An 18,401-nucleotide genomic window follows, 5' to 3' on the forward strand; every position below is an offset into this window, starting at 1 on the left:
TTGTGTACAATTCATCTGAAGTCCTCCTTGGCATGATGGTAGGTATTGTTTGACACCCCTGCATCATACCAAGAGGGCTTTTTTTGATCAAGTCCCCGGAAAAGCTCCTAACGGGAATGCTCCTTTTGGGACACCTTCTTGCTATTTTTCGATGAAGAGAGCATGGTTTGTGAAGAAAGAGAAAATCCCATTCCGCTCCCCTTGCAATTTTTCCGGTTTTGGTATATGCTTGTTCCATCAAGATGCTAAACTACTAGATCTTGTTTTCGAAGCCTTATTGTACAACTACATATCGTTTTGCCAAGCAATGGTGTCCATTCGGACTTAATAGGGAATCCGGTGCGAATCCGGAACTGCCCCCGCAACTGTATGTGCGGACGAAATGGGATGGCCACTGGCGGCAAGAGCTGTTCGGCGCGCCGCTGGGAAGGCCCCAAAGTAGGACGATGCACGAGTCAGGAGACCTGCCTTGCTTGGAACGTTTCATGTTCTTCGGGGTGTGAGAAGATGAAACGATAGGGGAAAAGAACAAGGGGTTCGTCTGCCTTTTTTCGTCTGTCGTTTCATCCGCTCGCCTGCCCGAGCGGATTTTTTTATGGAAGGAGAGAAGAAACGAATGACCACATTGACGAAAACGGTCATCCTCGATGATCAAGGGAAGTCGGTTTCGTTTTCACGTGAAGAGTTTGCGGCGCTGATTGAGCAAGCCGCGGCTGGATTCGGCCGTCTGTCGCTTGATGAATACGTCGAGCGTGTTTGGCAGCTTCTTAGCCGAAAGGAGTCCGTCACGGTAGAACAGCTGCACCAAACGGCTATTTTGGAAGGACTTTCTTACATTGATGAAGAGGAGCCGGACTGGACGTTTGTGTGCGCCCGGCTGTATTTGCGGCAATTGTACCGTGAAGCGGCGCGGCAGCGCGGGTACGATGAACGCGAGCGGTATGGCGATTTCTACTCGCTGCTTGTTGCGCTAACGGAACAAGGGGTGTACAGTCCGTTCTTGCTTGAACGTTATACGAAAGAAGAAGTCGACGCCATCGGTGCGTTTCTTGATCCGGAGAAGGACAAGCTGTTTACGTACATTGGGCTGCGCACGCTCGCGGACCGGTATTTGGCGCGCGATTATGAGCGGCGGTTGTATGAATTGCCGCAGGAGCGGTTTTTGGTCATTGCCATGACGCTCATGGCGAATGAACCGCAAAAGCAGCGGCTTGCGCTCGTGAAGGAAGCGTATTGGGCGTTAAGCAACTTATACATGACCGTGGCGACGCCGACGCTTGCCAACGCTGGGAAGTCGTACGGCCAGCTCTCAAGCTGCTTTGTCGATACGGTCGATGACAGCTTGCAAGGAATTTATGACAGCAACACCGACATCGCCAATTTGTCGAAATCGGGCGGCGGCATCGGCGTCTATTTAGGCAAAATCCGTTCGCGCGGCAGCGACATTAAAGGGTTCAAAGGGGTCTCTTCCGGCGTCATCCCGTGGATGAAGCAGTTGAACAATACAGCGGTGAGCGTCGATCAGCTGGGGCAGCGCAAAGGGGCCATTTCCGTCTATTTGGATGTATGGCATAAAGACATTTTTGCGTTTCTCGATGCGCGGCTCAACAACGGCGACGAACGGCTGCGGACGCATGATTTGTTCACCGGCGTTTGCATCCCGGATTTGTTCATGGAGCAAGTCGAACAGCGCGGCGACTGGTACTTGTTTGATCCGCATGAAGTGCGGAAGGTGATGGGGTTTAGCTTGGAAGACTTTTATGATGAGGAAAAAGGGCGCGGGAGTTTCCGCGAGAAATATTGGCAATGCGTCAACGAACCAAGGCTGTCGAAAGAAAAAGTGCCGGCGATCGAAGTGATGAAAAGCATCATGCGCAGCCAGCTCGAGTCGGGGACGCCGTTTATGTTTTACCGCGATGAAGTGAACCGGCAAAATCCGAACCGCCATCTTGGCATGATCTACTGCAGCAACCTTTGCACGGAAATCGCGCAAAACCAAAGCCCGACAGTGACGAAGCGGCAATATGTGAAAGACGGGACGATCATCATTGAGAAAATCCCAGGCGATTTTGTCGTCTGCAACTTATCGTCGATCAACTTGGCGCGGGCGGTGACCGACGGCGTTTTGGCGCGGCTGATCCCGATTCAAATGCGGATGCTCGATAATGTCATTGATTTAAACAATATCCCTGTGCTGCAAGCCGGCCTGACGAATCAAAAATACCGCGCTGTCGGGCTTGGAACCTTTGGCTGGCATCATTTGTTGGCGTTAAAAGGAATTCGCTGGGAGTCGGACGAAGCGGTCCGCTATGCCGACGAGCTGTATGAAACGATCGCGTATTTGGCGATTCAAGCGAGCATGGAGCTCGCCAAAGAGAAAGGGAGCTACCCGGCGTTTCCAGGATCGGATTGGCAGACAGGCGCTTATTTTGAGCGGCGCGGCTACGAAAGCCACGGTGAATTGGATTGGGATCGGCTGAAGCAAGACGTGGCCCGCTATGGGATGCGAAACGGCTATGTGATGGCGGTGGCGCCGAACGCCTCGACGTCGATCATCGCCGGCAGTACAGCGAGCATTGACCCGATTTTCTTAAAAGTGTACGCCGAGGAAAAGAAAGATTATAAGATTCCCGTTACGGTGCCGGATTTAAACGAACAGACGACATGGTATTACAAATCGGCCTACCATATCGACCAGCGCTGGAGCATCAAGCAAAACGCCGCCCGCCAGCGCCATATCGACCAAGCCATCTCCTTTAACTTCTACGTCGTGAACACGATTAAGGCAAAAGAGCTGCTCGATTTGCATTTGACGGCGTGGAAGTCGGGGCTGAAAACGACGTATTACGTGCGTTCGACATCGGGGACGATCGACGAGTGCGATTCTTGCGCGAGCTGACGGTCTTCCCCCGGACGTTGCCGATTCCGGGGAAAGATTCACGCCGAAGCTTAGCTGAAAGGGAGGAATGGATCATGACAATCAGCTTAGTCAAACGGCCGATTATGGATCCAGAGGCGCCGAACCGTTCGACGGGCATTATCAACGGCCGCTGCTCGAATGTGTTGAACTGGGACGATATCGCCTACCCATGGGCGTATGCGAAATATAAGCGAATGCTCGCCAACTTTTGGACACCGTTTGAAATCAATATGGCCCAAGATGTGAAGCAGTTTCCGCAGCTGACCGCCCGCGAACAGGAGGCGTTTTTGAAAATCATCGGGCTGTTGGCGCTGCTTGACAGCATTCAAACCGATTACGCCGGACGTGTCGCTGATTACATTACGGACCCGAGCATCAACGCACTCATGATCATGCTTGCCCAGCAGGAAGTCATTCACAACCATTCGTATTCGTACGTGCTCTCGAGCCTTGTGCCGAAAGCAAAGCAAGATGAAGTGTTCGACTTTTGGCGAAACGAACCGACGCTGCGCAAGCGGAACGATTTTGTGACGAACGGCTACAAGGCGTTTGCGGAAGAGCCGAATGTGGAGAACTTGCTGGGGTCGATCGTCTTTGACGTTATTTTAGAAGGATTGTTTTTCTACTCGGGGTTCGCCTTTTTCTACAACCTTGCGCGCCAGCAAAAAATGGTGGCGACGAGCACGATGATCAATTACATCAACCGTGACGAGCACATTCATGTTGATTTGTTTACAAAAATTTTCAAGGAAGTGTTGAACGAATACCCAGAGTATCGGACGCCGGAGCTTGCCGATTTCGTCCGGAACACGTTTATGAAAGCGGCAGAGCTGGAAATCGAATGGGCTCGGGAAATCATTGGGAATGACATCGATGGCATCGACTTGGCTGATTTGGAAGCGTACATTAAGTTTTACGCCAACGTCCGCGCCCACCAGCTCGGATTTGACCGCCCGTTTGACGGCTACCGGACGAACCCGCTCCGCTGGATTAAAGCATACGAGGAAGTCGATCTTGGCAAATCGGACTTTTTTGAACAGAAGCCGCGCCAATATACGAAAGTGCAAGTGGATAATGGGTTTGATGAGCTATAAGGGAAAGCCGCGTGTGGGCATCGACCAACGCGGCTTTTTAACGGAAAATGATTTGGATGCGATGTCGTTGGAAAATAACGTCAACGCCTCTACAACCTCTTTCGGGATCGTGTCGCATTCCATCCTTGTTCCCCTTCTTCCGTTTTGATTATACAATGGGGAATAGAAAAGGAAAAGAGATGTTGCGGCTTGTTGTCGGACGGTGGGCTAGGGTGCCTTTTGCATGCGAAAGGGGACGAGAGAAATGGAGAAAAATCAGGAAATCGAACGGCTGCGCGAGGAATTGAATCGTTGGCTTGTGGAAGAGGAGAACGACAATGACGAGGCATGGCTGAAGAGGGGGGAAGCGATTTTCCAACGTTTCAATCAGCTGGAGCCGAAAAATACGAAGTTCAAGATATGGTTTGCGCAAATGTTGCGCGATTATGGCCGCGATATCAAGTTAAGGAAAGAAAACTATCGAAAGGCCCGGAAATTGTTTGAACAAGCTCTCCGCGTTGAGCCGGACGATCCGGTTTGCTGCTACCATTTAGGGCATCTTGAGCTATATGACGGGCGCTGGCGCGAGGCGATTCGCCGATTCCAGATCGTTTTGCGCTCAACAAGCAAACGTCTTGAACCGTATCATTATATTCGTGCGCTCTGTTCGAGCGCCATCGCCTACAACCAGCTTGGCGACCCGGAAATGGCGCTTCGCCTGCTTGAGGAAGCGAAGGAACGGGACAGTGAGCGTTTGTACCGCACGGAAATTGATAACGTCCGTCTGCAAGTGAATGTGTGGAAAAAAACGGACGTGGAAGAAGAGGATTTTCCGTTTCGGCTCATCGAAAAAAATAAACATTCTTGTATTACGTACGGAGAAGCTTGCAGACTGGCTGAGGAAGATAACATATATGTCATTTTGGATATGAGGAGAGGCGACGCTGTCTTGCACGGCCCTTGTGATTCGGTTCGGTTGCCCTATCGGCTCGCTAAATTGCTTCAATGTTTGCTGAAGGCGGCGCCAAGTGTCAAAGAGCACGATGCCATCCGGACGGAAGTGTGGGGGGATGGAGGCGACGTACGGGACGATGTTGTGAAAAAAATGATCAATAAGTTGAGGGAACGACTGAAACCGTGTTTTTCCGAACCGATGGATCAAATTATTGTCAATGTAAGGGGAAGGGGGTATCGCTGGGAATGCGAGATTCCTTACCGTATTATTGTCCCCTCGGATGATTATGAATATATCATTTGAAAGACAGCTGTCGGGAATGGTCACCATGCAGGTGACCGTTTTTTTTATGATGTCATTGTAATCAGTCGAAACGAAGGAGGGGTTCGCAATGGCGACATTAACGGCACAATTGTTGATTGGAAAGGGGCATCCGTACCACGGAGGCATTAACCCGACCCATTATCTATTTTTATCGGAGAACAGCGTGCCGGCATGGATTTTAGTCCCGGAAAATCTTTTCTCGTCGAAACAGCTGAAACCGTTCAAGAAAAAAGTGTGGATTCCGACGCTTGAGCATATGCTCGAGGACGGGTTGCTGATGGCGGCGTATTATGTCCTCAATGACCCTGTCATCCAAGAAAAGGCAAGCCCATTCGTTGAAGCGAAAGAAGGCAGGAGTTTTCAATTGTATAAGGACATCGGCATGAACAGCCTCCGTGAACTGCATGCGCTCTGCCGGCAGATAGACACCGACTATAAAGTGGCGTTCACCATTTTTGACGATTCCTCGCTGAACAGTCATTTGGATGTGCTGAAACAATACAAGATGGATGTAGAAATTTGCCTTTCCTGCTATCATCGCTATTGGAATGTATGGACCAATCGGACAGAAGAAAGAGGAAATTGGCCGACCCGTTGACGGTGCTGATTCCCGGGCGGAATGGCCGCCTGCCATGCCCGGGAGACGTTTAACCGTTTTGGCGCAAGCGGCCTATCAATGAAAGGCCGTCAAACAAACATGTATCTCAAGGATAGAGGAGGAATAAACATGGAAATGATCAACGTATTTGTATATGGAACACTCCGGCAAGGCGGGCGCAATCATCAGCTGATTAACGAGCATGTGCAGTCCGCGCGCAAAGCAACGGTAAACGGAATGCTGTTTCACTTGCCATACGGCTATCCGGCGATGGTGGACGGAAGGGGGACGGTGCACGGTGAAGTGTTTGAACTCGGCGATCCGGAAACAGCGCTTGCCATACTTGACCAGCTTGAAGGGTATTGCGGTCCGGGGCAGGCTAATCATTATGAACGAATCATCGTGACCGCCATAGGTGCCGATGGCAAGAAGTACACGTGTTACACATATGTTTACCCAGCAGAACGAAAAGAGTGGCTTGAGCAACACGCTGAACAAGTTTTTGGGGGTGATTGGATGGCGTTTCTCCACTCCAAAGATGAAGTGATGTACTTTGCGTATGGTTCTTGCATGAGCGAGCGCGATTTTCGCCGCACTGTCCCGCATTTTGAGGTGATGGGCCGGGCGGTGCTTGACGATCACCGGTTGGCGTTCACCCGGTATTCCCGCGGCCGGCAAGGAGGGGTTGCAGATATCATTCCTTCTCCTGGCGACCGGGTCGAAGGCGTGCTATACAAAATTCCGGCGCGCTATGTCACGGATCTTGATTGGCGCGAGGGCGTTCCAGCCGGCGTGTACCGCCGTGAATACGTTGATGTGTCGTTCAACGGGCAGCTTGTTTCCGCCCTGACGTACGTTGTCGTCGAGAAACAGTTGGATGAAATCGCGCCGAACGAATCGTACGCTTCCATTATCCTTGATGAAGGAACATCTCTTTTAAGCACGCATTACACCGAGCGAGTGCGGCGTCATATTGAACAATTATGGAAAAGAGGGCGGTAAGCGTAAAAAAGGCGGCCCATTGGCGGCAGGGGATGGGAGGGTTGCTCCAAGACCTCGCCGCTTTTTGGCTAAGAGCGTTATTTTCCGTGAAAATGCATGCGCCCCGATGAGTCATTTTCATGCCCGTATGGAGGGCAAAACGTTGCCCATGGAACTTTTTCGTATACAGCTAGTTCTTTGTCCTGTCCATTTGAAGAAGGGAACGGCTTTGGCCCCTCATAACCGCATCTTTTTGTATTTTCTCGATCAGGTGGGGGACATACGGGAAAACATGTTGTCAGCGCAGATGGACCTCCGTCCGATCTATTGGCGGTCAGTTGAAATGGTGCAATGTCATAGTGACCGAAACATGTAGAGAACAAGAGGGAGATTTATCCCATAGACAGCAGGCGAGGACAGCTGATATGATGAGGAGGCGGAAGTATATGAAGCTGGATGCGCAAACGCGCATCTGGCTTGTTCTATTTTTTTACGATTTGAGGGGGATGTCATGCTCAAAGACATTGTTTTAGTGCTGGCATTGCAGCTAGTGTACGTGCCGATTTTAACGCTCCGGACGATTTTTATGGTCAAAAATATGAGCCTGTTGGCCGCGCTCATGGGCTTTTTGGAAGCACTCATTTATGTGTTTGGGTTATCGATCGTCTTTAGCGGGGAACAAAGCTACGTCGTCATGATCGTGTATGCGGCCGGGTTTGGCGCGGGGCTTTTTATTGGGGGATATATTGAACAAAAGTTGGCGATTGGTTATACGAGTGTAACCGTCAATTTGCAGCAAAAAAACCAAGAGCTAATTCACTTGCTGCGGGAAAGCGGCTATGGCGTCACCGTTTATACAGGAGAAGGAAGGGACAGCCAACGATATCGGCTTGATATTTTGACGAAACGGAACCGGGAAGAAGAATTATTGGAGCTAATCGAACAGCATGAGCCGAAGGCGTTTATCATTTCGTACGAGCCGCGGCGGTTTAAAGGCGGATTTTTGGTCGCCTCTATGAAAAAACGAGTAAAAAAGAAAAAAGCAGCTTGTCACGAATCATAACGATAGTCGGTGCAGTGAGCGGGCTGCGCTTAAAAGAGGCAGCAGCTGACACGGAGAAACGGTCCATCGCTTGCGTCGGCCAGTGCCGCTGGCGTGTCGACAGCTCACCTGTTTAGAAGGTGAGCTGTTTTGGCAAAAGTGGGAGACTTCTTTCGGAAAGATGTTAAATGATGTCGTCAAGCCGTTTTTTCCCAAGATGGCGGTCAACGAGTTCATCGAGTTGGCTAATTTTTTTGAAGGCAAGGTCATCGCTGATCGTTCGGTAGTGGTGGCGGCCACCGGGTTCTTCGTCAGCCTCATCGGCCCATTTGACGATGGATTGCAGCGGTTTTCGTTTCCACTCGCCATCCGGAAGGTATGAATCCGTGTGCAACAAAATCGCTAAAGCAATTTCCTTGGCATTTTGCGGATGTTCGCCAAGGCGAATGAGCAGTTTATGCGCCCGCTCGGCGCCTTTGATGGCATGAATGTCATTTTGTTTGTATTGTTCATAATCCCACTGGCCGTTTTTGTACCATGTGTAATGGCCGATATCGTGAAGGAGAGCAGCTTTCGTCGCCAAGTCAGCATTGACTCCGTGGTGGAGGGCGAGGCGGTAGGCATGGTAAGCCACGGCGATGGCGTGGGCGAGGCCGGACCGTTTCAAATATTTTTGCGCAATGGGATGGACAAAGACGTCAGTTAAGGTGACATATCTCATAGGCATCCCCTCCGTTTTTTGTATTTCTCATCATCATACCATGGCATGCTCGTGCAGGCAATGAGAAGAAAGGGACGAGAACGGTTGCATAGATCAAAAAATAAGCCGGCCGTGTTGCAAGCGAGGCCGCCGGCTTATTTGATTTGCGCCTGGCAGGCGAGCCGTCTGGCCGGCTGATTCGTTTTTTCGCGCTCGCGCCGCGTTTTCGGAGTGAGAAAATGAACGCCGGCTAGGACGGTGACGGCGCAGCGGCCGCACGTTCCTTTTTTGCATTTATGGTCAAGCGGAATGCCTTGTCGGAGAGCGGCGTCAAGGAGCGAAACGCCAGACGTGCGTTGCACGGTGAACGTTTTTCCGCTTTGTTCGATTTGCAAGACAGCTGATGGTGCAGCGGAGGGCACATCGTGCTTTGGTTGCATGGTAGAAACGGAGCGCGTCGATGGCCGGGGGCCAGGCTTCAGCGATCCGACGGTGAAGGTTCGTTCCATTTTTTCTCATCTCTCCTTTAAATTGCATCTAAAGTTTGAAAATGAATTTCATTTACATCCAAATAAATTGTTGTTATGATAATAGTAAAAGGGATTGTGAAAACGCCATCTTGATTCGAGACAAGGGGGAGACACCATGGGCACTCCGATGAATGGGTTGCGTGATATGAAAGCGATGCTAGTCAATGAGCGAAAAGTCGGCGGCGCCATCGAGGCAACGTTTCTCCGTCTCCGCTCCGGTGAAGAATACCGAAACGCCTGCATCGTCCATATCGATCAGCTCGGCGCCCAATATTACTCCGTTGGCTTTGTGACCGAGCAAGGCGAGCGGATGGTTGTCAACGTTCATGACATTAGTATCATTTCCGCACCTGAGCATAAAAAAATTCGCGAGCTGAACAATGCCGCATATAAGCGCGAAGCGGTTAACGAAAAACGGCGCTATTTAAAACGGCTGTTTGACATTTATGAAGGCAGCTATACCGTTCATTTTTGGCGAGAAGCGAAAATGATTATCGATGACATCGGCGTTGAGGCGCTCAGCCCGGAATTGTCGCTGCTCGTTTCCAACGTTCAAGGCCAAGTGGCCCGCACCGCTTAACGGGAAACTCAACAAACCGCCCGGCGACCTGCTTTGTCGTCGGGCGCGTTTTCGTGAAAGGGAGCATCGTTTTTACGGTGAGGGTCGATGGCTTTCTGCTGTTCTTGCCGTCCGACGGCAAGGGAGGCTGCGCACCATTCATGCTGACTCGTTTGGATCTTCGAGCGTACAGATGGCGCTCGGCCGTTTGATGCGCGGCACAACCGATTCATACACACGGAACAAATAGTTCATATTTTCCGTATCCAAAAAGGCGGTTTGCACATCGACGGCGACGGCAAGGTCGATATTTTGCCGTCCGGCATCAATGACGACGCCGCGCTTGCCTTTGATGACCGGCGTTTGGTAAATGCCGGCGGTCATCAGTTCGCGGATGTGCTCGATTTCAAGGACGTGCGTTCCTTCATGGACGCGGTGGATGAGCGCATACAATTCCGGCGACAAGACGAGGGCGTACGGACCGGTATGGCCGAGCTGAAGCAGCTTGTTGCGCGCTTCCACCACGTCGGTGAAGGCGTTGCCGGATTTCATCCAGTCGCTGCGAATGTGGGCGACTTTTCCTTTCACGTTCATAATGCCCGGCACATCAAATTCAGCCGAACCGTTGAAAATCAAATCGTCCTCGAGCAGCGCGCATTGCTGGGCGGCATTGGCGGCGGCGGAAAAGTCGATCGGGCTGCCGAGCTGTTTTGCCTGCTCAATGTCGCGCCAGTATAAAATAAAGTCTTTATACAAAAGCGGAATCGTTACATGCACACGGCGCGTCGGCTCGGAAAGGCTCAGCTCTCTGCCGTGGAAGCTCATATCCCCGTGTTCCGGGTTCGTATAAATGTCGTTGGCGACCGATTGGACGCCTTCGCCAAGCGGGCCGTACAAATCGATAAACCGGCGGCCGACGAGTTGGCGTCGCGCCGTTTCAATGACCATTTCGTCAAGTGCGCCCCATTGGCTCTCTGTGAGCGGGGCTTCTGGGTATAGCTTTGTTTTGTCCATATTTTCTCTCCTTTCTTATTGGTTCTTTAAGCTGCCGACTGTCAGCTGCCGCCGCGTCCCGACCGATGGGCGTGCAGGTGCCGATGCGGCGGGCGGAGCGGCGTATTGTGCTAGCTTCAAATACTCTTTTTGCTCTTCTTTTTCATCCGTCGGTGTTGCGGCGGCGAAGGAAACTGTCACATCCAACGTGCCATTTAGCGTTTCGAGGGCGCTTTTCATCTGTTGATAATCGGCGGCAGTCATGTCACGCAGCGCCGCAATCGCCGGTTCATGTTCCGTCCCTTTATAATGAAACAACGATAAATCGAGATGTTCCAAAAAGTTGTGCAAGCCGAATTTTTCCAGGCTGATGTCTTGCAGCAGCCGCAAGAAGTCGCCGTTTTCCCGTGATAGAAATGCCTCATCAGCGAGCGCTTCCTCAAGCTTTGGAAGCAAGGCGGCCAAACGGTCAAATCGGTGCTCCTCTTCTTCGTAAATATGATGCCAGTACAGCCGTTCATGATCGTCAGCCGCCTGTTCAATCGTCGGCTCTAAAATCGCTTGAAACTGACTGAGCGCTTCCTTCGACCGGCCAAGAATGGCGCTGACTTCTGCTAACGTGTCGTGCAATGGACTCCCTCCCATAAAATCATTGTTACCATTTTTTCCGTATCAATAGGATTGTAAACTTTATTTGCCCTTATTCATTCAGATCGCGCGTAGACGATGTAGTACAGCAGCGAATGGAATGGTGTTTCAAATATGGAGACAACTGAGCCAGACCGCGGGCTGTTCGGCAGCATTCCGCAAATGGGCGTGACGATCGGACTGCTTCTTGGAACGTTTGTGATGTCGCTTATGACGCTCATGCCGGATGAGACGTTTATGGTGTGGGGATGGCGCATTCCGTTCTTGTTAAGCGCTCTGCTCGTCGTTTTCGGGCTTTGGGTGCGCCATGGCATTGATGAGACTCCTTCGTTTAAGAAAGTGCAAGAAACCGGACGGGTGGCGAAAGTGCCGCTTATGGAGACGCTCCGCTCTCAGTGGAGAGAAGTGTTGATCGCCGTTGGCGGCAAAGTCGTGGAAACGGCCCCATTTTACATTTTTGGAACGTTTATCGTCTCGTACGCGACAACGAATTTAGGCTTTTCAAAAACAGCTGCCTTAAACGCTGTCACCATAGCGACTGCGGTGACGACGGTTCTGATTCCGCTGATGGGCAAGTGGTCAGACCGGTACGGCCGCAAGCCGCTTTACATTGCCGGGACTGTTGGGATGATGATCTATGCGTTTCCGTATTTTTGGCTCTTGCAGCAAAAATCAGTCGCCTTATTGATTATTGCGACCGTCATTGGCCTTGGTATCATTTGGGCGCCGATTACGGCTGTGCTTGGTACAATGTTTTCGGAAATTTTCCCGTCCAACGTTCGATATACCGGCATTTCGCTCGGCTACCAAATCGGCGCCGCACTAGCGGGAGGAACGGCGCCGCTCATCGCTACGGCATTGCTGGCGGCGTATGGGAACTCTTATGTGCCGGTGGCTTTATATATTGTGTTAGTCTCGCTTATTTCGCTAGTTGCGGTCTGGTCTGTGCGCGACCGCAAACATGAAGAACTTGATGAGCAAGACGGAATCGCGTAACGCGGTTCCGTTTTTTCAGCGTATTGAAGGAGGGGGATTATGCTTATTTTGTCAGAACAAGAAATTCAACGCATGTATACGATGAAGGATGCCATTTCCGATGTAAAAGAAATGTTGCGACAAAAACAAGCAGGGAAAGTGATCGCCCCTGATCGCACGGTGCTTCCATTTCCGAATCATGATGCTTCGATTTTGTATATGCCATCCGCTGAGGAGGGGGCAGCAGTGGTGAAGGTGGTCAGCATTTTCCCCCATAACCCTGCAGCAGGAAGATCGACCACCCAGGGGATCATGGTGCTTACGGATGCGAAAACGGGGGAACATCGGATGGTTTGTAATGCCACGTATTTGACGAGACTGCGCACGGGGGCGTTATCCGCCATTGCAGCTGATTATTTGGCGACACAGGCGGCGTCGCGGCTAGCGGTGATCGGAACAGGGGCGATGGCCAAAGAACAAGTGGTTGGCATATTGGCAGTGAGAGCGATTGAACGTATATTTCTGTACAACCGAACGAGGAAAAAAGCGGAAGACTTCGCGGCGGGACTGCATCGACTGGTTCGGGAATGGACAGGGAAGGTATATGTGGTGGATGAGGCGGACGAAGCCGTTCGCCAGGCCGACATCGTGGTTTGCAGCACGCGCTCGGAACAGCCGGTGTTTTCCGGTCAAATGTTGCGGCCAGGCATGCACATTAGCGCCATTGGCTCGTACTTGCCACATATGCGCGAGTTGGATGTGGAGACTATTGTCAAAGCGGATCGCATTGTCGTCGATACACTTGAGGGCGTCAAACATGAGGCAGGAGAACTCATTCAGGCGGCTGAAAGCGGAAGATGGTCGTTTTCCCGGATCAATGCAGAAATCGGGGAGCTTGTTACCGGAGAGAAAAGCGGCCGTCAACATGAACGGGAAATCACCGTGTTTAAGTCGGTTGGGGCGGCTTGGTACGATTTGGCTGTGGCGATCGGCGTGTATTACAAAGCTTTAGAGCTTGGAGCGGGGCAAGAGGTGGAACTCTGACAGACCGCTCCACTTTTCTGCACGCGAAGGGTGCTCCATTTCCTGTAGATTGCTTTTTCCGTCCGGCAAAAAAGTCACCTTTCCGCCCAGTCCGGAATAAAACAGAATAAGGAACATTGCCCACTTGATATGCGGCGCGATTCCGGCGATAATGGAAACAGTGTGGAATAGTGCCGCCAAGCGGCATGGAATGAGCGAAGAAGGTGAGACAGAACGATGAAACGTGCGGAACACATTTATCAAAGACTCGTAGCGATTTGCGGAAAAGAAAATGTTCTTCGCGATGAGCCGATGAAAAACCATACATTAGTGCGGATCGGCGGCAAGGCCGATTTTCTCGTCTGGCCGGAAACATACGAGCAAGTTGTCGCCGTCTTGCGATTGAAAGAGGAGTACGGGCTGCCGTTTACCCTTCTTGGCAACGGTTCGAACGTCATCATCCGTGACGGTGGGCTGCGCGGCATTGTCATGCAGCTGAAGCATCTCAACCGCATTTGGCGCGAAGGGAACAACGTGATGGCACAAAGCGGAGCCGACATTAAAGCGGTGTCGCGGTTCGCGCTCGAACAACACCTCACCGGATTGGAGTTTGCCTGCGGCATTCCGGGGTCGGTCGGCGGGGCGATTATGATGAATGCCGGGGCATACGGCGGGGAAGTGAAAGATGTGCTTGACCATGTCAAAGTGGCGACGCTCGCCGGCGAGTTGAAAACACTGAAAAATGAAGAGCTTGAACTCGGATATCGAACGAGTTTGATTAGCCGGACGCACGATATTGTGCTTGAAGTCGTCTTTTCCCTGCAGCCGGGCGACTATGCACAAATCAAGGCGAAAATGGATGATTTGACGTTTCAGCGCGAATCAAAGCAGCCGCTTGAGTATCCGTCGGTCGGGAGTGTGTTCAAGCGCCCGCCGGGTTATTTTGCCGGCAAGCTCATTCAAGACAGCGGCCTGCAAGGGAAAGGGTTCGGCGGTGCGGAAGTGTCGACAAAGCACGCCGGGTTTATTATTAACAAAAATAATGCGACGGCTGCCGATTACATCGCGACGATCGATATGGTGCGCAAAACCGTGAAGGAAAAGTTCGGAGTTGATTTAGAGCTGGAAGTGAAAATTATCGGTGAGGAATGACTCCCGATCCGAATCCGATTAACGGATTCGGATTTTTTTATCTCGTGAAAGGAAAAATGAAAAATATAGCAAACTGATAAAAAAGAGGCAATGAATGGAGGAGGACGATGAATCTTTATTTCATCATCAACCCAGCCGCCAAAAATGGCCGGTCCGCGTCTATTTGGGAGCAGCTGCAGCCTCTGCTCGATCAGGAAGGAATCGCCTATCAGGCATATTGGACGACCCGAAAAGGAGAGGGAAAAGAAATCGCCCGCCGGCTCGGCGAGGAAAGCGTTGAGCCGATCGCGATCGCGGCGGTCGGGGGCGACGGGACGGTGCATGAAATCGTGAACGGGGCGGGTTCGCTAACGCACGTTGCGATTAGCTGCATTCCCGCCGGAACGGGAAACGATTTTATCCGAGGTTTCCATCTTGCCCGAGCATCGAAACGGGCGCTCCGGCAGCTGATCGATGGCGCTCGTTCCGGTGGAGTTTTGTCTTTTGACCTCGGTCGGTTTGCCAGCAGCGCCGTGCCGGACGGCGCGTTTGCCAACAGCGTCGGCTGCGGTTTTGACGCCCATATCGCCCGCGCGGCCAACCGTTCGGCATGGAAAGGGCGGTTCAATCGCTTTAGGCTTGGCTCGCTTATTTACGCGTTTTATTTAGTGAAAGAGCTATTCCGCTATCAACCGGTCGACCTTGACATTTGCATTGATGGGAAAAACTATTCATTTCAACAAGCTTGGATGGCGACTGTGTCCAACCATCCATACTACGGCGGCGGGATGCGCATCGCCCCGTCAGCGCGGGCGGACGATGGCCTTCTTCACATCACGGTTGTCGGGAGAATGTCGCGTTGGAAAATTCTTGCGCTGTTTTTGTCCGTATTTTGGGGCGGACATGTGCGAATGAAAGAAATTTGCGTGTTCGCCGGGCGGAACGTGTGCATCCGCCCGGCAGCTCCTGTTCCGCTTCACGCCGATGGGGAGGATGCAGGAGAAGGGGAAGTGTCGGCTTGGATTGAGGCTAAAGGGATGCGAGTCATTGGCGCAGAACCCGATGAATGATTAGGCGTATGTGAAAAGAGAAAGCGGCCATGAGAAGGAAGAGGGAATGGAAAAGAGGGATCACGACTCTCTGCCTTTGTGGGGTGTCCGCATCTCAAAGATCCTCTCGAACCGGGAAGATTTCCATTTCCCAGCGTGAACGTAGATGGGAGGGCGTTCAAAAGCAAATCAGGCGCGATCAAGGAAGCCGCAGAGGCATTTCGGAAGCGGGAAAAAAGAACGGCCGCACCGCCTAGCCAAAAGAAGAAGCTGTTTCCGACGTGTTTCGGAAACAGCCATTGCAGTGAACTTATTTTCCATTCTTTTCTTCCTTGTTTTGTTTTCCGTGGGCCGGCGAATGATCGTGTTTTGTTTGCGGTTTGGCTGTTTGTTTCGGTGGTTGTGAAACAGAGACAGAGGCGCGAACCGCTGCTTGTTTATTTCCAGCCGTCACTGCTTGATGTTCCCGGCCATTCCCTTTGGCGTCGGCGGCTGTCGTTTGCCGAGTGCTGACCTTTGTTTCCGTTTTTCCGGAAGGCGTGAGGGATGATTTTGTTTCCGCTTTGATGGCGGTGTCCGCTTGTTCATCTAGTTGAACCGCTGTATCGTCTTCCGCCGGTGCAGCGGCTGGTTTTTCTATTTCGGCCGATTCAGGAGCGGATGGCGCGCTTTCGTTTTTCGCTTCTTCTGTTTCATCGGTTGGTGCCGTCGGTTCGTCATCTGTTTCCTCTACTTGGCTGCTTTGCTCTGTTTGGTTCGCCAACCGCTTCTCTATTTTGGCTTCGAGTTTTTGCTTCGCTTTTTCAATATTGCGGGCGAGCACTTCCTTCGCCCGCGGATTTTTCACCCGTTCGAGCGCCGCTTGCAAGGCCGTGATGTTTTGGGAAAACTTTTCTTCCAACTGTTGGCGCAATGTCTCAATATCGGTTTCCGCTGTTTCTCCGTTTTGTTCGTCCGTTTGTTTAGTTCCTTCATAAACGTCCCAAGCTGCCTCTTGTTGTTTAAGAGCGTTGGCGAGCACTTCTTTCGCCTGTTCAGTGTCTCCTTGGTCAAGCAGCGCCTTCGCCTCAGCCAGCCGTTCCTCAGCGAACTCAGCCAGCCGTTTCGCTTTTTCAGCATCGTCAAATGTGAGGGCAAGTTCAATTTTCTCCATCATCGTTTTGAAAAAGTAGAAAAAGTCACCGGGCAACACTGCCGGGGCGTCATTGTTGACGCTGGCGCCTGTTTCGGCCGCCGTGCTGCCGTTTGTTTGTCCTTCGGCCCCCGTGCTGGCGAACGCCGCCGGGCTGTAAGGAGCGAGCGCAACAGCTGCAGCGAGTGCGCCCGTCGACAACACGCGGGGGAGTGAGAATCGCTTGTTCATCATGATTGTTCCTCCTTTTGCTTTGACTTTCGTTATAACGATTTCGCCGTCGGCATGCTTTTTTTCGACTGTGGGAGCGAAAAATAAGGAGAAAGAAACAGAAAAATAGGAAAGAAAGGGAAACGGTGAGGTTTTCTTCACGGTTTGGCAGTCAACCGCCTGTTTGTTATAATGGAAACAAGTTTGACAAAGACGACATCCGAGGAGGCCTCCTGCCAATCGATTTGGTAGGAGTTTGTTTTTGCAGTGAGCGCCTGGCAGAGGAAAAGGGAGCGGCCAATGCCATGGCGGATGAAAACGAAAGGAGCAAATCAATCATGACGGGGCAGGTCGACGAAATTGTGGACGTTTGTTTGTTGGCGGGAAAGTTGATGCTCGAAAGCGGCGGAGAAACGTATCGAGTGGAAGATACAATGATGCGCATCGCCGCCTCGTTTGGCATGTCGCGCTCTCATGGTTATGTCACGCCGACGGCCATCATTTTTTCAATTGAAGGAACGGACTCAACAAGATTGATCCGCATTTCCGAACGCTCGACTAATTTGGCGAAAGTGGCGGCGGTCAATGATATTTCGCGGCGCATCAGCCGCGGCGAGTTGACGCTTGCGGAAGCGCGTACGGAGCTCGAGGACATCAGACGCGCGCGGCCGAGTTACCCCCTTTGGCAGCAAACCGCCGCCGCCGCGTTAGCGAGCGCTTGTTTTGCATCATTAATTGGAGGGGTAGTTCACTTTTTTCCATCACTTTTTTCCGGAGGAGCGGCGTTTTGGTGTTTTGAAATGGTGCACCGGTTCGTAAAAATCCGGTTTTTCGCGGAATTTTTTGCGTCTTTTGTTGCCGGGGGACTTGTATTGTTAATGGGGCAGGCTGGGTTTGGCGGGGACGTCGGAAAAATGATCATCGGTTCTGTGCTGCCGCTCGTACCGGGGCTCGCCATTACGAACGCGGTGCGTGATTTAATGGCCGGCCATCTCATCGCCGGTTTGTCGCGCGGCGCCGAGGCGTTTTTGACGGCGTTTGCGATTGGCACCGGCATCGCTTTTATTTTATCGATTCGGTGAGGCAGGGAGTACAGAGACATGATCGCAATGCAGCTTCTGTTTAGCTTTGTAGCATCGGCGCTGTTTGGCATCATCTTTAATATTCCGCCGCGCCTGTTGCCGCACAGCGGGTTTGTCGGAATGAGCGGTTGGGTTGTGTATACGTTTGTTTCGCGGTCAGGGACGGACGGTGTCACCGCGACATTTATGGCGGCTTTTTTCATCGCTCTTTTAAGCAATGCGTTCGCCCGGCGCTATCGGGCGCCCGCCACCATTTTCATCGTGCCCGGCATCCTTCCACTTGTGCCGGGCTTGACCGCGTTCGAAGCGATGCGCTATGTCGCGATGAATGATTATGACGCTGCGATTCCGTTGGCGGCAAAAGCGTTTATGATCTCTGGGGCGATTGCGATGGGACTCATTTTTTCCGAGGTTGTCAACCAACTGGCGAAGCGCCGACATTGACCGCGGATTGGTTGTTTTTTCTATTCATCTGC

At 51.8% G+C, this 18,401-nt stretch carries 17 protein-coding genes, 1 pseudogene and 1 riboswitch; of the genes and pseudogenes, 13 read left to right on the forward strand and 5 right to left on the reverse strand.

What is annotated here, in order from left to right; genetic code table 11:
* Positions 1-290 precede the first annotated feature (290 nt).
* Positions 291-486, forward strand: a riboswitch (cobalamin riboswitch).
* 130 nt (positions 487-616) lie between these two features.
* From ACTVDO_RS05830 to ACTVDO_RS05855, 6 genes are all read left to right on the forward strand, one after another.
* Positions 617-2,899, forward strand: coding sequence for a ribonucleoside-diphosphate reductase subunit alpha (locus ACTVDO_RS05830; RefSeq protein WP_442901192.1), 2,283 nt, complete (start codon positions 617-619; stop codon positions 2,897-2,899).
* A 74-nt stretch (positions 2,900-2,973) separates the two neighbouring features.
* Entirely contained in the window at positions 2,974-4,014 is a 1,041-nt protein-coding gene (locus ACTVDO_RS05835) for a ribonucleotide-diphosphate reductase subunit beta (protein WP_442901193.1), read from the forward strand.
* A 244-nt stretch (positions 4,015-4,258) separates the two neighbouring features.
* Positions 4,259-5,251: a tetratricopeptide repeat protein gene (locus tag ACTVDO_RS05840; protein WP_442901194.1), complete on the forward strand. Its 993-nt coding sequence runs from the start codon at positions 4,259-4,261 to the stop codon at positions 5,249-5,251.
* 88 nt (positions 5,252-5,339) lie between these two features.
* Complete coding sequence (locus ACTVDO_RS05845) at positions 5,340-5,870, forward strand: hypothetical protein (RefSeq protein WP_442901195.1); 531 nt, start codon at positions 5,340-5,342, stop codon at positions 5,868-5,870.
* A 129-nt stretch (positions 5,871-5,999) separates the two neighbouring features.
* Positions 6,000-6,872, forward strand: coding sequence for a gamma-glutamylcyclotransferase (locus tag ACTVDO_RS05850; protein ID WP_442901196.1), 873 nt, complete (start codon positions 6,000-6,002; stop codon positions 6,870-6,872).
* Positions 6,873-7,362: 490 nt separating this feature from the next.
* Positions 7,363-7,914: a DUF2179 domain-containing protein gene (locus ACTVDO_RS05855; RefSeq protein ID WP_020959045.1), complete on the forward strand. Its 552-nt coding sequence runs from the start codon at positions 7,363-7,365 to the stop codon at positions 7,912-7,914.
* Positions 7,915-8,077: 163 nt separating this feature from the next.
* On the opposite strand, the gene ACTVDO_RS05860 is transcribed toward ACTVDO_RS05855, so the two are convergent.
* Both ACTVDO_RS05860 and ACTVDO_RS05865 read right to left on the reverse strand, forming a co-directional pair.
* Positions 8,078-8,614: an HD domain-containing protein gene (locus ACTVDO_RS05860; protein WP_442901197.1), complete on the reverse strand. Its 537-nt coding sequence runs from the start codon at positions 8,612-8,614 to the stop codon at positions 8,078-8,080.
* Positions 8,615-8,748: 134 nt separating this feature from the next.
* Positions 8,749-9,102: a 2Fe-2S iron-sulfur cluster-binding protein gene (locus ACTVDO_RS05865; RefSeq protein WP_442901198.1), complete on the reverse strand. Its 354-nt coding sequence runs from the start codon at positions 9,100-9,102 to the stop codon at positions 8,749-8,751.
* A 136-nt stretch (positions 9,103-9,238) separates the two neighbouring features.
* On the opposite strand from ACTVDO_RS05865, the gene ACTVDO_RS05870 reads away from it, so the two are divergent.
* Positions 9,239-9,703, forward strand: a complete 465-nt coding sequence (locus ACTVDO_RS05870) for a hypothetical protein (protein WP_442901199.1) — start codon at positions 9,239-9,241, stop codon at positions 9,701-9,703.
* 138 nt (positions 9,704-9,841) lie between these two features.
* Here ACTVDO_RS05870 and ACTVDO_RS05875 read toward each other — a convergent pair whose 3' ends face one another.
* The gene (locus ACTVDO_RS05875) at positions 9,842-10,696 is read right to left on the reverse strand and encodes a family 1 encapsulin nanocompartment shell protein (protein WP_442901200.1); all 855 of its coding nucleotides are present in this window, start codon (positions 10,694-10,696) and stop codon (positions 9,842-9,844) included.
* Between the two features lie 15 nt (positions 10,697-10,711).
* Entirely contained in the window at positions 10,712-11,305 is a 594-nt protein-coding gene (locus ACTVDO_RS05880; RefSeq protein WP_442901201.1) for an IMEF encapsulin system ferritin-like cargo protein, read from the reverse strand.
* 150 nt (positions 11,306-11,455) lie between these two features.
* On the opposite strand from ACTVDO_RS05880, the pseudogene ACTVDO_RS05885 reads away from it, so the two are divergent.
* The 4 genes and pseudogenes from ACTVDO_RS05885 to ACTVDO_RS05900 all read left to right on the forward strand — a co-directional run.
* Positions 11,456-12,319 (forward strand): annotated as a pseudogene (locus tag ACTVDO_RS05885) (MFS transporter); the annotation flags it as partial.
* A 39-nt stretch (positions 12,320-12,358) separates the two neighbouring features.
* The gene (locus tag ACTVDO_RS05890) at positions 12,359-13,342 is read left to right on the forward strand and encodes an ornithine cyclodeaminase family protein (protein WP_020959052.1); all 984 of its coding nucleotides are present in this window, start codon (positions 12,359-12,361) and stop codon (positions 13,340-13,342) included.
* 216 nt (positions 13,343-13,558) lie between these two features.
* Entirely contained in the window at positions 13,559-14,473 is a 915-nt protein-coding gene (gene murB, locus ACTVDO_RS05895) for a UDP-N-acetylmuramate dehydrogenase (protein WP_442901202.1), read from the forward strand.
* Positions 14,474-14,580: 107 nt separating this feature from the next.
* Complete coding sequence (locus ACTVDO_RS05900) at positions 14,581-15,522, forward strand: diacylglycerol/lipid kinase family protein (protein ID WP_020959054.1); 942 nt, start codon at positions 14,581-14,583, stop codon at positions 15,520-15,522.
* A gap of 289 nt (positions 15,523-15,811) precedes the next feature.
* Here ACTVDO_RS05900 and ACTVDO_RS05905 read toward each other — a convergent pair whose 3' ends face one another.
* The gene (locus tag ACTVDO_RS05905; RefSeq protein ID WP_020959055.1) at positions 15,812-16,867 is read right to left on the reverse strand and encodes a DUF5667 domain-containing protein; all 1,056 of its coding nucleotides are present in this window, start codon (positions 16,865-16,867) and stop codon (positions 15,812-15,814) included.
* A 314-nt stretch (positions 16,868-17,181) separates the two neighbouring features.
* On the opposite strand from ACTVDO_RS05905, the gene ACTVDO_RS05910 reads away from it, so the two are divergent.
* Together ACTVDO_RS05910 and ACTVDO_RS05915 are read left to right on the forward strand one after the other, a co-directional pair.
* Positions 17,182-17,925 carry a threonine/serine exporter family protein gene (locus ACTVDO_RS05910; RefSeq protein ID WP_023817527.1) on the forward strand — a complete coding sequence of 248 codons (744 nt, stop codon included), beginning with the start codon at positions 17,182-17,184 and terminating at the stop codon, positions 17,923-17,925.
* An 18-nt stretch (positions 17,926-17,943) separates the two neighbouring features.
* Entirely contained in the window at positions 17,944-18,369 is a 426-nt protein-coding gene (locus ACTVDO_RS05915; protein ID WP_020959057.1) for a threonine/serine exporter family protein, read from the forward strand.
* Positions 18,370-18,401: the final 32 nt, after the last annotated feature.

Source organism: Geobacillus sp. BK01 (genome assembly GCF_052220245.1).
Taxonomy (GTDB): domain Bacteria; phylum Bacillota; class Bacilli; order Bacillales; family Anoxybacillaceae; genus Geobacillus.